General features: G+C 32.2%; 6 protein-coding genes and 3 pseudogenes. 7 read left to right on the forward strand and 2 right to left on the reverse strand.

Translation table 11 applies throughout. From position 1 onward, the window contains the following. Nucleotides 1-104 precede the first annotated feature (104 nt). The 3 genes and pseudogenes from OPR30_RS04385 to OPR30_RS04395 all read left to right on the forward strand — a co-directional run. The gene (locus OPR30_RS04385) at nt 105-992 is read left to right on the forward strand and encodes an Rpn family recombination-promoting nuclease/putative transposase (RefSeq protein WP_265030493.1); all 888 of its coding nucleotides are present in this window, start codon (nt 105-107) and stop codon (nt 990-992) included. A 62-nt stretch (nt 993-1,054) separates the two neighbouring features. Continuing rightward, nucleotides 1,055-1,409: pseudogene (locus tag OPR30_RS04390) on the forward strand (transposase); the annotation flags it as partial. Between the two features lie 179 nt (nt 1,410-1,588). Continuing rightward, a pseudogene (locus tag OPR30_RS04395) lies at nt 1,589-1,925 on the forward strand (integrase core domain-containing protein); the annotation flags it as partial. Between the two features lie 77 nt (nt 1,926-2,002). Here the strand turns inward: OPR30_RS04395 and OPR30_RS04400 are convergent. Continuing rightward, a complete protein-coding gene (locus OPR30_RS04400) occupies nt 2,003-7,366 on the reverse strand; it encodes an ankyrin repeat domain-containing protein (protein ID WP_265030494.1) in 5,364 nt (1,787 codons plus the stop codon). An 874-nt stretch (nt 7,367-8,240) separates the two neighbouring features. On the opposite strand from OPR30_RS04400, the gene OPR30_RS04405 reads away from it, so the two are divergent. The 3 genes and pseudogenes from OPR30_RS04405 (at nt 8,241) to OPR30_RS04415 (ending at nt 12,303) form a co-directional block, all read left to right on the forward strand. Then, nucleotides 8,241-9,998 carry a TomO hydrophobic C-terminal domain-containing protein gene (locus OPR30_RS04405; RefSeq protein ID WP_265030495.1) on the forward strand — a complete coding sequence of 586 codons (1,758 nt, stop codon included), beginning with the start codon at nt 8,241-8,243 and terminating at the stop codon, nt 9,996-9,998. Nucleotides 9,999-10,178: 180 nt separating this feature from the next. After that, nucleotides 10,179-11,114, forward strand: a complete 936-nt coding sequence (locus tag OPR30_RS04410; RefSeq protein ID WP_265030496.1) for an Rpn family recombination-promoting nuclease/putative transposase — start codon at nt 10,179-10,181, stop codon at nt 11,112-11,114. A gap of 60 nt (nt 11,115-11,174) precedes the next feature. After that, nucleotides 11,175-12,303 (forward strand): annotated as a pseudogene (locus OPR30_RS04415) (IS256 family transposase). Nucleotides 12,304-12,352: 49 nt separating this feature from the next. Here OPR30_RS04415 and OPR30_RS04420 read toward each other — a convergent pair. Further along, complete coding sequence (locus OPR30_RS04420; protein WP_265030497.1) at nt 12,353-14,521, reverse strand: hypothetical protein; 2,169 nt, start codon at nt 14,519-14,521, stop codon at nt 12,353-12,355. Nucleotides 14,522-14,929: 408 nt separating this feature from the next. On the opposite strand from OPR30_RS04420, the gene OPR30_RS04425 reads away from it, so the two are divergent. Continuing rightward, nucleotides 14,930-15,361 carry a hypothetical protein gene (locus OPR30_RS04425; protein ID WP_064085636.1) on the forward strand — a complete coding sequence of 144 codons (432 nt, stop codon included), beginning with the start codon at nt 14,930-14,932 and terminating at the stop codon, nt 15,359-15,361. Nucleotides 15,362-15,368 lie beyond the last annotated feature (7 nt).

Genomic DNA, 15,368 nt, shown 5'->3' on the forward strand with positions numbered 1-15,368 from the left:
AAGTCACTCTTTATATTTGAAGCTTAACAAATACGGTTTTAGACGTAAAAATATTGAATATTTGTGCAGAATAGTGTATAATTATTAATTTTTCTCTGAGTACTATGGCCATTTCTAAATTTCTTGATCCTCGCAATGATTTATGTTTCAAAAAAATCTTTGGAACGGAAAAAAATAAAAATATTCTTATTCACTTTTTGAACGATATCTTAGGATTTTCTGGAAGTAATGAAATAAAAGAAATTGAATTCTTAAGCACTATCATGGACCCTGAGATTGCCTCTGATAAACAAAGTATTGTTGATGTCCTTTGCAAAGATTCTATTGGTAATAGATTTGTCATCGAAATGCAGCTCGCTCGTGATAAAGGCTTTGAAAAACGTGCTCAACTATACGCTGCTAAGGCTTATTCAAGGCAATTAGATAAATCTGGTAATTACATTGATTTAAAGAAGGTCTTCTTTATTGCTATTTCTAATTGTAACTTACTTCCTGAAGAAGTTGACTATATTTCTACTCATAATATACGAGATATAAAAACCAATGGACACTACTTAAAAGATTTGCAATTTATCTTTATTGAATTACCTAAATTTGCAAAAAATAAAGTAGAGCTGTTAGAAAGCACGATAGAAAGGTGGTGTTTCTTTTTTAAATATGCAGAAGAAACCACAGATGAAGATTTAAAGAAAATAGCAAAGGAATCGCCAATAATAAAGCTAGCATATGATGAATTAGATAGGTTTCGCTGGAATGAAAAAGATTTAGTAGCTTATGAAGAGAGAATAATGGATCTACGTAAAGGAGAAGCCATCCTCGCTCAAAAACTTGATGACGCTAGAGAGGAAGGGAAAATTGAAGGGAAAATTGAAGGGAAAATTGAAGTAGCAAAAGCGATGCTGGCTAATAATGTTGATATTGATACTATTGTCAAGTGTACAGGTCTTTCCATAAGTGAGATTAAAGAATTGCAGAAAGTTTGGGAGTGTTAAATAAACTGTGTCAAACCGCATTTTTAGTTCAACTCAATTTTTAACCTACCAGGAAAAACATATCAAGTAGAGAAATTGCCGAGAATTATTTACTTGAACTGGAGGAAAAATGGGGAGAAAAATATCCGTTGGTTTTGGGAGAATAATTGGGAAAATTTGTCTAGTTATTTAAAATATTCTGGCCCTGTAAGAAAATTAATTTATACCACAAATCCTATTGAGGGACTACATAGACAGATCAGAAAATTTACTAAAACCAAGGGCTCATTTACTAGCACAAATGCCTTGTATAAACAGGTATATTGTGCTATAAAAAAGGTAAGAGAAAAATGGACTATGCCTATACATGATTGGGCTTTAACTATCTCTCAACTTGATATCTTTTTTCCTAGTAGGTTAAAAATTGAGTTGAACTAAAAATGCGATTTGACACAGTTTATTTAACACTCCCTCTCAAAGAGGTGCTTTTAAAATGCTATTTGATTAATAACTTTACTGATATAGGTATGCCTATTTTCAAATTTGCCTCGTAAATTCCTTTCATTACTCCTCCTCATTCCTTGCCATTCAACAAAGCCTCCCAGAAGCACCATAAATACGCTTTTCAACACATATTTAATAGAGTTTGTGAAGAAAATGACACTGAACACCGTTTGACAAAAGTCTTGGACAAATGGGCAAGTTGAACGTATGAATAAAACTTTTAAAAATGCTACAGTTAAAAAATATTACCACCGCTCACATCAGCAGCTCAAAAAGCATCTTTACAATTTTATGATGGCTTACAATTATGCTAGAAGAATTAAAACTCTTAATGGTCTTACACCTTTCGAATTTATATGTTTACAGTGCTCCTCATGTATTTACACTACCATCACACTCTGGAACCATGTATCTAAACTTCTGCTGAAACCTTACTGTAATTGTCCTTAGATTATCATTAAATAATATTAAAAATTTAAGCATCTAGACCCATCTGTTGTAAGAAGATAATGTTTTGCCAGTCAATATTATAAATTGACTATAGCATCTTGCTGACGGCTAAGATTTACGTTGACATCGTTAAGATAAATCTTACTGGCTGGCTGGTTATCTATTTTTCTCCTTTTAGTTTTTGTACTCTCTATGTCTAGAAACCTTTTGTTTCCTAGCAGTAACTCTTCACTTGATACTGAAGAAGAACTTTCGCTATTTTTTTCTACATAAAGCTCTTTTAAGATTGAAACACCCTTAGCATTCAAATCAGATTTTTCAAATTGTAAGAGCGATTCTCTTTTTTCTACCTCATTTTTTAAATATGTTGATTTATCTTCATCTCTAGTAAACAACTTTTGTATAGCATATACAGTATCTAAAGTATCAAGATGATTTATCCCTATAACCTTCTCTTGTAATTCTTGCAATCGTTGAAGTTCTTGTAATGCTTTTTCTTTATCCTCTAAGCAACTATGTAAAACAGCTATATAAAACTTCACAGATAGTACGTTAGGATGATTATCTAAAAATCCATAATTTTTTTGTAGCTTCAGCACTTTCTCAAAATATTGCAATGCTTTCTCTCTTAATTCTCTTTGAATTACTTTTCCTACCTCTATTGCAACAAAATAAGGAGCCGGTTGTAAGTACTGACTACTCTCTTGATTTATCAGAATATCTTGTAGCTGCCTAAATAAAGCTTTTATACTCAATTCACGAGGTAAATCTTCTTTATGTGGTAACGCTTCTTCATTTATAGTTACTTTTTTTCTTTCTTGACTCATAAAGAAATATGCTAAGGCATAGATATATTTTGTATCTAAATTATAAAATTCATACACCTCGGAAGGATCAAGATAAGGATCATCATCGGAGTTAAAATCACTTATTTTAAGGAAAATTTCATTTCTCAGTTGTCTTACATAGTACAAAGTTGTAAATGCATCAGTATATCTTTTTTGCATTACAAATACTTCAGCTATAATAACTGCCATATCTAGATGTTCTTCTATAAGTTCCATGATTTCTTCGTTAAATGAACTAGTAAATATAAAGTTATTGTATTTACTGTACGACAATGCTTTTTTATAATTTTTTTGTTTGAGATAAATAGAAAGTATTTTTTTATCCAAAGCAAGAGAAGGAAATACATCATTTACCTTCTCTAATTTTTTCAAATCTAGAAAGACTTTTAATGCTTTATCATACCATCCCAAACCAGCTCGCGCACAGGCAAACTCATATTTGATCAACCTTGAATATCCATCATCTACAGCAAGTAATTGATATAATTGCGACGTAAGATTGATAACTTTTTGATACTCATATAACTCATTTAAGCCACTTAAAATTAAACAAGGAAGATTCTTATTTTCTTCTATTAGATAGTCATATTTTTGACCATGATAAAACAAAGATAAGAGGTGAACTACATCTAAAAACCCTCCTTCAGTTTCAGATACCAATTCTATGATACAACTTAATATGTATTTTTCCTCATCTATGGTAAACTGTGAACGTATTACTTTTTTTATTAATTCATGCATAGTATAGACCTTGTATTTACCTTCCTTTTTTGGATAAATTATCGAATATTGTTCTAGCAATTTAAAAATGGAGTATAGCCTATCCTCATATCTAATCCAGGGAAGAAATAAATTGGGATCAATTGTACCATGACCAAAATAAGCCATAGCATTTAAAATTTTTAGAACTTTCTCTCCAGAACTCATCTTTTCTATTGTTTCCATCGAGATTAGTAATGTTATTTGCAGTATTCTATCGTATGCATTTTGTCTAGTGTTTCGTGGAAATTTCTGATTAAACCTTTCGTATTGTATTAAATATTCAAAAATTCCAAATGCTTCGCTCAAAGAGCTTGATCCTTTGTTTTTAATACATGCTACTGCTAGATTTATAGCTAATGGAAAACCTTCGAGTTTTCTTATTAGTGCTTTTATTTTTTCATCTTGCGACTTATCTGCTATCTCTAAAATTCTTTTTACAAGTTGTATAGCTTCTTTTTCTCCAAGACTATCTAAAGACACTTCTGCTATATCTTGATAACCTTGATCAGAAGAAGTAAATAAGCAGTCAAAACCACCTCTTTTACCTCTGATCTTTAAAATTCTCTCTAGATCTTCTTTTTTAACTCCCTGAAAAAGGAATAGGCATTTTTCCTCTCCTTTATTTCTTTCTCTTTCCATACACATGCTTAGCCTATCTCGGACAAGGGAATCAAAAGAACTTTCTATGGACAATATATCTTGAGTATTTACCTCATAGATATGAAGATAAACTCCTTTGTTTTCTTCAACAAATTTTCTAGCTAGTTGAGTTTTGCCAATTCCAGATGGACCTACTATTATTACTTCTCCCCCATGTAATTTTGTATATATCTCCTCTATTTGTTTCTTTCTTCCAGTGAATTCTTCTACTGGAGCACATACATCCTTAAAATTCATTTTCCCAAGTAGAGATGATAATCTTTTTATATCTGATACTTTTATACTAGGCCAAAAACTCCTAGATCTTGCTGTATTACCATGCTCTGATTCAAGTAGGTTGCTATAGTTTTGAGAGACTGTTTCAGCATGATTTACAAATGCTTCTTTTACTTTTAGATAATAAAACGAATTTGGAATTGTTTTTAAATTTTTTTCCATCAAAGATACAACATCACTATTTTTTTCAGTTCTTCCTATTAACTCTTTGCCTCCTATTATATGTTGTTCTTTTTTTCCCTCTTCTTTAACTAAGTATTTCAAATTCATATCTAAATTTTGTTTGCGCTCTTGACAACAAAATAAGATATGCTCGTTTAAAAAGCTTACCTCTTGTTCAATATGGGATTTAATTTTTACTATAAGATCCTCAATTATCTTTTTGCTTGGAATTTGGATTTCTTTATTGACAATATAAAATACCTTCTCCACTTTAGCCTTAAATTCTTGTATATTTAAGGCATCTAAAGTATACACATAGTTTTCAAGTTCTACGTTTGTAGCTTCTACTCTAATATATCTTGTATCATATGTTCTTTTCGACTTTTCACCCATAAGGGAACGGCGATAACCATACTGACTAGATTTATCCTCACTTTTCTTTCTATAATAGACGAAAGAGCCTTCACTGCCTTCTGCAATTCCGATATTTTCATATAGGTCTCTAAGATTATAACTTATTTCTCCATACTGCGCAGACATACCTTGAAAGTATGTATTTAGAACAAGGGTTTCAGCTATTCTTATATTGCTCAAATCTCCCTTGTATTCTTTCTGAATGTAATATTCAATTATCTTATCTACGATATCATCTGCTATCTTTGAAATATGATCAAAGCCTATTTTCTCAAACTGCATTTCAAAACTTTGAAAAATATTGCATCCAGCATCCATTAATATTTTTCTAAAGCCCAGTTTATATTCATTAAACGTTCCTATTAAGTCTGATAGATTAATAAAACTTTTTGTCGCTTTTGTTACATTACCTTCTCTCAAAGATGCTTTCATACCAAACATCTCCCAATCATCATGTGTTGAACATCCAAAAATACTTTGCACAAACCTGTTAATGCTCACCCCATCCGAAAATATTCTGTTCCCCTCTCTCAGTGTACTTGCAAGTATATCATATATAATAAGCCTCGTTTCAAATGATTGAATGAAACTCAGAACAAACTTCATCAAATTTGAATACTCTACTTGATAAAATTGATAATGATTATTTTCTTTATAAGACAAGCGTATTTTGTTACAGTATTTTTTCTTTTCATTGTATATAAGATCTTTTGAATCTTTCTCAGACACTATTATCGCTGTATTTAGTAGATCAGACATTGCATTTATTTCATTCTTTCCACCCCAAGTTTGAGTCATTTCCATGCATTTCAAGTATGTATCAAATATAAATTCCTGAACTTGATCACGTTTTTTTATCTTATTAAGTTCAGTACAAATTTCCTTTATTGCACTTTCATCAAAAAAATTGGGTTGGAGTTTACTAGTGTCAATATTATACTGCTCAATTTTTTCAGCACCGAATTCATGTTCAAACTCTTTTTTAAAGGTACCTCCTGTAAAATAACTTCCACTGTGACTCTCAAAAAGATCCATAATTTCAACCTTATTTTCAAATCTTCTTTGGCTGAAACATACTTCATCAGCAACCTCACAACGAAATGTCTTCGTTACTAATTGCTTCATTACACTATCTTCATAAATATTTGCATTACTTTGTATTAGCCTTTGAATTGAATGTACATCATAGTCGCTCGCAAATAATTCTTTAAACCTTTCATGAAAGGCATAATCATCAAATTTTACGGGAGTTAAGTAAGCTAAAGCAACAGACCAAAATAAGCAACTGCCATCTCCTGGTATATCAACTTCTTTATATGAAATAAGCGGTTGCAGTATCTTAGCGATATCTTTTCTGTTATTATCTTTAGCAATATCTATAGGAGTCTTTCCCTCTCTATTTAAAACATCAACTTGCGTTCCTATCTTTAGCAAAAACCTAACAATTTTTGATTCTCCAGCACGAACAGCAATATGTATCGGTGTATCATTATATTGATTCACCTGAAAATTAACGTTTAGACTCGGATATGCTTCAAAAAAACTTTTTAGCTTTTCAAGCTTTCTATCTTCTATAAGATTAGAACCCTCTAGAATACTAGTAAATTCTTTCTGTATTTCACTTATTAATAGTGTCTCGCTCAAGATTGGCTCAAAATGAAAATCTCCTTTATTTATTATATGTATAGTATCTTTTTCATTATAATCTGTACTTACAAATTTGGATCCTAATCCATCAATAAGAGACCCTGACCATTCATATATGGGAAGATATTCAATAACATGCAGCTTAACATTATATTCATTACAAATCATGCTTCCCTCAATTTTAGGTCTGCCACATATAGGAACCTGCAACGTATTTCCATACTTTAAATCAGTTAATGATGAAGCCACTTCTTTATTGTCCTTCTGCATTCTTTCTATATCTTCATTACTGTATTCTATACCAACCAAATAAGTCTTCCATAATTCATCATCATCAATACCAGGCCCTGGAGGTATTACTGTAGAATCTTCACGGTTTCTAGCATCGGCTATAATCTTTTCTTTCATTTCTTGACTAATTAAAGCTTGCTTCCTACAAATTTCTCTCAAAGATTTCACAGTAACACTTGTTCCTGGCTTTAATTGCTTAAGTCCTTGTACAACCGCGTGAAAGAAACCATCCCCTCCTCCAACTGCTTTCCCTATTGTAAAACCTTCTGGCAGCTGTAATATTTGCTGACTACTAGATGACAATGTGTCTTCTTTTTGCGTTCTTATTAACCTAGATTGATTATCTGTTACTTGTTCCTTTGTATTTTCTTTACCTAACATAAAGCCCCCTATATTTTAATATTCATATTTTGATTGTTTTGTCGTAAACCTCTTTTCTGAAGATTGGTTTTGACATCTAATTCATTTGATTCTTATGCAGCTGTACCAAACCAATTTGCTGTAGAAACTTTACGGTAATCCTAAGTAACTTTGATTGCTGAGTAACAGTGTGCCTTTCTTTTGATTTCTTACTAAACTAGATATATTCTTAAAAAAGCCAGGATTGCTTTCTGAATGATGTACATAATACAATTCATCTAACACCCCATGTATTCTTTACATTGAATCACATTATAGCTAAAAAGATCTAGCAGAGCAAGAACTTTTTAGCATTTTATTTTAGTTTGTATTTTTAAAACTAAAGCCAGTACTTGCAAAAACACTTCTGTTTTTTTACTGCAATGTACTCTTTCTATTTTTAAGTACTAATTCAACTTTACATATTACTCAAAACTGAAACAATACAGCCATTTCCGATAACTAAAATCAGCAAGCGTGAGAACTGTTTTTCTTGGAATCAATTGGTCTACCACGTGATCCATACGAACTTTTTTATATTCTGACTTTGCTATACGCTAAAACTAGCCATATTAGCTCATTTCATCCATATCTATATACGAAATGGCTTGCCTAGCTTTGTTGCAACAGTTTTGCATTTTTGTTTACACAACCCTATTTTTACGCAATGTGTTCTCACAAAGGTAGGCATTTTTCTTGCATCTTTTAAAAGAGTAAATGATTAAATTTGTTGTAACGCTATAGAATCCAGTATTTTCTGCAAACTATAATATAGTTCAGTTAATATATTCATAAAGTTGATAATTGTAAAACAATTTGTTATAATTGTTAATCAAATAACATTAGTAGGATAAAAATGGATTTCAGTGAGTATGTTAAAGGCAACATATTAGATGTTTATAATGAACAAGTAGATATCAATAATTTGATAAGCTTTTTGCAAGAGAACAAAAATATTACAGAACTTTCTCTCACTTGGTGTGGGATTGATAAAGAAGGAGCAAAAGCTTTCGCTGATGTTGATCTTACAAACCTTACTCAACTTAATTTAACTGGCAATAATATTGGTAACGAAGAAGCAGAAGCTTTAGCTAAGAGTAATCTTACAAACCTTACTACACTTGATTTAAGTCACAATGATATTGGTAACGAAGGAGCAAAAGCTTTAGCTAAGAGTAATCTTACAAACCTTACTAAACTTAATTTATTTGACAATAAGATTGGTAACGAAGGAGCAAAAGCTTTCGCTAAGAGTAATCTTACAAACCTTACTGAACTTGATTTGGCGAATAATAGTATTGATGCAGAAGGAGTAGAAGCTTTCGCTAAGAGTAATCTTACAAAACTTACTAAACTTAATTTACGTCACAATAAGATTGGTAACAAAGAAGCAAAAGCTTTAGCCGAATCTGAGAAATGCTGCGAGTTCATAGGTAAAATTGCTCGTATAGACAATAATGGCGGAACTAGAGCTCTTTTTGAACTTCTGAAAAAATCATGGTCTCAAGCAAGAGCAAAATCTAAGAGTAATGTTTGCAAGCTAGATGAAAGCACTGTAAGGAGTTTATTTTTTGATCTTGCACGACACGGTTATCATAAAGAGGGAATAAAGGTTTTGCTGGATGATTCTGATAAATATCCTTTTCTAATTAATTTAAGAAATGAGCAAGGACACACACTATCTCATGTCTATGATCAAGACCTTCAAATGCAAAAGTTTTTCTTTGAATGTGGTATGATTCCTGAACAAAGAAGAGATGATTTGCCCAATAATTACTCTTTCGCAGAAGAAGATATTAAACTATTTCTGCAAGATTTGGCTAAGAATCTAGTTCAACATGCGAAACTTCATTCAGAATTGAAAAAAGCTCTTAAAGATTTTGCTATGTGTAAGGTAGATATTGGTGATCCTGAAAAAATTACCTTTGAAGAGCAAAAAATTTTAGCAGAGATAAATAAATATTTTAGTGAAAATATTAAGGGTATTTTACCGAATTACGATAGAATTATACCAAATAAGGATGAATACAAACTTATCATCAATGGACTGTCAGGGGTAAAAGAAATGAAAGATTTTGCACAAGAGCCATCTAATCAGCAAGAGAATATTACAAGAGAAACGGAAGCTCAAATTGATGAGAACAGTGATGATAAGTTTTTTGATGCAGAAGATTATAATGAAAGTCGTGCAACTATTAGAGAGAGCGACACAGATGAAAAATCTAAAGATGTTAATGAGTCAATTTTTCTAGAGGAAAATAACACACCGTTAGTTTTAAGAAGATTACACTCAGAAACTTCAGTTGTAGCAACAGATCAAACAAATGGTATTCAAAATAATAATCAACAGCCGAGTAATTTAAATAATGATGCTACGCGAAGTGAAAAGAAAAGTAAACTACCTATTGTAGCCGCTTCTACGCTAGCAATAGCTGGAGTTGCTTTAGGAGTAGCTATTGCAGTTTACTCAGGAATGTTAGCGGTAGGAATAGCAGTTGGAGTTTGTTGTCTAATTGCTGCTGCAATCGTATCCTATTATGATAGGCCTTCAAATTCACTTGAAAATAGCAATGTCGAAGAATTTGTAACTAATGAGGAACATACTATTGTTTAGAGGCTTACGCTTAAATGAACTGGAGTGGCAAAGAGAGACTCTTTTGAAATTGCTTACCTAACATTCCACTCAATAAAAGTCACTCTTTATATTTGAAGCTTAACAAATACGGTTTTAGACGTAAAAATATTGAATATTTGTGCAGAATAGTGTATAATTATTAATTTTTCTCTGAGTACTATGGCCATTTCTAAATTTCTTGATCCTCGCAATGATTTATGTTTCAAAAAAATCTTTGGAACGGAAAAAAATAAAAATATTCTTATTCACTTTTTGAACGATATCTTAGGATTTTCTGGAAGTAATGAAATAAAAGAAATTGAATTCTTAAGCACTATCATGGACCCTGAGATTGCCTCTGATAAACAAAGTATTGTTGATGTCCTTTGCAAAGATTCTATTGGTAATAGATTTGTCATCGAAATGCAGCTCGCTCGTGATAAAGGCTTTGAAAAACGTGCTCAACTATACGCTGCTAAGGCTTATTCAAGGCAATTAGATAAATCTGGTAATTACATTGATTTAAAGAAGGTCTTCTTTATTGCTATTTCTAATTGTAACTTACTTCCTGAAGAAGTTGACTATATTTCTACTCATAATATACGAGATATAAAAACCAATGGACACTACTTAAAAGATTTGCAATTTATCTTTATTGAATTACCTAAATTTGCAAAAAATAAAGTAGAGCTGTTAGAAAGCACGATAGAAAGGTGGTGTTTCTTTTTTAAATATGCAGAAGAAACCACAGATGAAGATTTAAAGAAAATAGCAAAGGAATCGCCAATAATAAAGCTAGCATATGATGAATTAGATAGGTTTCGCTGGAATGAAAAAGATTTAGTAGCTTATGAAGAGAGAATAATGGATCTACGTAAAGGAGAAGCCATCCTCGCTCAAAAACTTGATGACGCTAGAGAGGAAGGGAAAATTGAAGGGAAAATTGAAGGGAAAATTGAAGGGAAAATTGAAGGGAAAATTGAAGGGAAAATTGAAGGGAAAATTGAAGTAGCAAAAGCGATGCTGGCTAATAATGTTGATATTGATACTATTGTCAAGTGTACAGGTCTTTCCATAAGTGAGATTAAAGAATTGCAGAAAGTTTGGGAGTGTTAAATAAACTGTGTCAAACCGAGAAGTAAAGTAATAAATTGATAAAAAAATGGAGGTTTGACAATGAGTCAAGCAAACAGAACTACCGGTTTGGTAGACTATAAAGAATTAGAAACAAATATCTTATCATCTATACGAGAAGGAAGACCATTGACGGAAAGAGATGGAGCATTAACACCATTTATAAAAAAACTGCTAGAGGGAAGGCGAGATAGAAAACCATTTGTCGGCTGAAAGCGAAGAAAACAACCGAAGAAATTCAAAGACTTTACGGACAAGTATTTGAACTATTGACACCAAGAGATAGAGAAGGAAGTTTCGAGCCACAAGTAGTCAGAAAAAGGCAAACAAACCGAACTTGAAGCAAAGGTTTTAAGTACATATGCCAGTGGCATGGGATATAGCATCGCATGTAGAAGAAATATAAAATATCTGCAGCAGAGATATCAAGTATTACTGACAAATTGTTACCGGTAATCAACGAATGGCGCAGTCGTCCGCTGCAATCAGTGTATCCAATAGTGTTTATGGTTTTTTAAGGTCAAAGAAGACGGGCATTGCGTAAGTAAATATATGTAGAATATATTAGCAGAATGAAAGGAAAGAAGTTTTAGGCTTTTATATAGCAGAAAGTGAGGGAGCTAACTTTTGGCTAGGGATGTTAAATGACTTAAAAGAGAAAGGAGTAGAAGATATCCTGATTGTATGTGTTAAAAAGCTTTCCTAAAGCAATAAACAGTGTATTTCCTAAAGCAGAAATGTATAGTACATCAGATAAGAAATTCACTGAAATATGCATCGAGCAAAAGTTTTCATGAATGATTTGAAAAAAACATATCAAGTAGAGAAATTGCCGAGAATTATTTACTTGAACTGGAGGAAAAATGGGGAGAAAAATATCCGTTGGTTTTGGGAGAATAATTGGGAAAATTTGTCTAGTTATTTAAAATATTCTGGCCCTGTAAGAAAATTAATTTATACCACAAATCCTATTGAGGGACTACATATACAGATCAGAAAATTTACTAAAACCAAGGGCTCATTTACTAGCACAAATGCCTTGTATAAACAGGTATATTGTGCTATAAAAAAGGTAAGAGAAAAATGGACTATGCCTATACATGATTGGGCTTTAACTATCTCTCAACTTGATATCTTTTTTCCTAGTAGGTTAAAAATTGAGTTGAACTAAAAATGCGATTTGACACAGTTTATTTAACACTCCCCAGAAACATTTAGTCTTATATAAAATTAGTATCATCAGAAACAGGATTATCTTCATAGTAAGGACTCGCTCTTTGCATATCATCAAAAACAGTTTTTAACAGTACTTCCTTATCAGTATCCCATGCAACTTTCTTCATGACTGGAATATAATTCTTACACTTTTGGTCATTTCCACAGTCCTTGATTTTACCATTAGCCTTTAGATAAGGCTTTAATAAATTATAGTGTATTTGAGTGTTATTGCCCTCTTTATCTATCATTTGTCCTGAGTTATTAACAAGTATCAATGGTGCAACTTGTTTTGCTTTCATAACACTTATTTCACCGAACTCTTTAACGAGATCAGGACATGATTCTCTAGAAAAAAAATTCTTGTTGCATTCTTTAGTAGCATAGTAGTCGTTAGAGTAGCAGAAACTCTTAATCCCTTCTTCTTGACACGCTAACTCTTGTGGACTATTAATGCATTTATCACATTTTATATCACTAAAGTAGCTTATTGAACTAAGAGTATCAGTAAAGGCAAATTTAAAATTTACTGCACCATAACCACCCTCTGCTCCCTTTTCTATATATGGTGCAATGTTAGGATTACCGTACATCTCAGAATACAAATTCTTTAATAAATCAGATGTATTAAAACCTTGATAACCTATCTTTCCATTTTCTCCATAAAAACGAGCATAAGATCCACAAATTTCTTCCTTGCTACAATCTGGGGTTATTTTTTGAGACGTAATTTCTCTATTTTCATCCCTTCCTCCATTAGTAACAGGTTTGACTACATTAGTTTCATCTCCTCCTCCATTAGTAACAGGTTTGACTACATTAGTTCCACCTCCTCCATTGGGACAAGGTTTATCTGTACCACTTCCTTTCTCTTTTTTACATTCTTCAGCTGCTTTTTTATAACACTTATTCTCTGCTTTTGCCATGTCAATTTTATACTGCATAAGTTCTTCTTTTACCTTGTCAATTTTACACCGCATAACTTCTTCTCTCTCTTGTCCAATTTCGCACCTCAAAGCTTCTATTCTTGCTTGCTCAGCTTCCAATTTTGCTTGCTCAGCTTCCAATTTTGCTTGCTTAGCTTCCAATTTTGCTTGCTTAGCTTCTAATTTTGCTTGTTTAGCTTCTGCTTGAGCATCATCATACTTTGCCTGATTAATTGCCTGTTCAGAGCCTTCTTTCATCTTCTCAGCATCTTTTTTACACTGTATTAACTCATCTTTTGCTGCCTCAGCTTCATTCTTAGTTTGTTCTACCTTCCCTTTCTCTTCTTGAACCTGTAATTTTAACTCATCAACTTCTGCTTTTGCTGCCTCAGCTTCATTCTTAGTTTGTTCTACCTTCCCTTTCTCTTCTTGAACCTGTAATTTTAACTCATCAACTTTTGCCTCAGCTTCATTCTTAGTTTGTTCTACCTTCTCTCTTTCTTCTTGAAACTGTAATTTTAACTTATCAACTTCTGCTTTTGCTTCATTCTTAGTTTGTTCTACCTTCCCTTTCTCTTCTTGAACCTGTAATTTTAACTCATCAACTTTTGCCTCAGCTTCATTCTTAGTTTGTTCTACCTTCTCTCTTTCTTCTTGAAACTGTAATTTTAACTTATCAACTTCTGCTTTTGCTTCATTCTTAGTTTGTTCTACCTTCTCTCTTTCTTCTTGAAACTGTAATTTTAACTTATCAACTTCTGCTTTTGCTTCATTCTTAGTTTGTTCTACCTTCCCTTTCTCTTCTTGAACCTGTAATTTTAACTCATCAACTTCTGCTTTTGCTGCCTCAGCTTCATTCTTAGTTTGTTCTACCTTCCCTTTCTCTTCTTGAATCTGTAATTTTAACTCATCAACTTCTGCCTTTGCTGCTTTAGCTTCATTCTTAGTTTGTTCTACCTTCCCTTTCTCTTCTTGAACCTGTGACTTTAATTCACTAGCTTCTGCTTCTAATTGTGTAATTTCTCTTTGTGATTCCACAGCATCTTTTTTACACTGTATTAACTTATCTTTTGCCTTCTTAGTTTCATCTCTACAGTCACGAAGTAAATCTTCTTCTGATTTATCATCCTCTTTTCCCGCAACCTGATCTCCTAGATTTTCGACTTGCTCACCCTCTTCATCATAAAAAAGTTTGTTGGCATATAAATTACTATTATCAACTTGATCGCTATAGATATTGTTTGACATTGTGACCTCCTATATAGTCAAAACTGGAATTAAATTAGAGTATAAAAGCTAGGAATTCAACATGGGTAAAAGAAACCACAGCTCAGGAAATCTAAGGTTAACTCAGAAATTATTATAAGCCAAGTAGATCTAGCATGATAACCAACAATTAGATTTTCTTTCAATTTCCACCTTACTCACCAGCTTGACACAGTCCATCTTTATTCATTAGAGAGCCGTGATTCCTCTACTCTCCAATGATTAACACTTGTCAGTTTTGAGTGTAGTAGTTGATAGCCTGTACGTAAATACGTTGCTTTTGTCCTTTAGAAATTTTTAGTCTACTATCTTTATCCAGAAAAAAATTGTAAAATTTCTATAGTTATGGTATAATTGTAAATACCGCTTGCCAATAAGCTGAGTATAAAAATGCCGTTCGGACAAATCATTACATATAGCACGATATTACTTACTATAATTGCAGTATTTCTCTTTTTGAGAAAAATATACAAAAATCATATTAGAAAAATTATATTTCCTCTAAAAGTTCTCAAAGAAGAGTGGGAAGAAAATAGAAGATTTAATGAATTGTATCAAAAAAATAAGCAAAAAGAGTTGATGAAACAACAGGAAATGCTAAGGGAGAAACAAAAGAATATGCAAGTTTACAAAGAAGATCTAGAAATAGTTGATATAGCAAAACCGTTAGGTAAATGGACAAAGATGGTTATGATGGGTAATAGTTTAATGAAACATTTTGCACAATTGATACACAGAGAAGGTGATAAGAAAGGATTTTGGGAGCTATTTATAAAAGCTCAGTCTTCAACTAAGGGTAAATATAAAGGAAAAGGCAGATGACGTATCC

Origin of the sequence: Wolbachia endosymbiont (group B) of Athalia cordata (assembly GCF_947251845.1) — a bacterium.
GTDB lineage: Bacteria > Pseudomonadota > Alphaproteobacteria > Rickettsiales > Anaplasmataceae > Wolbachia.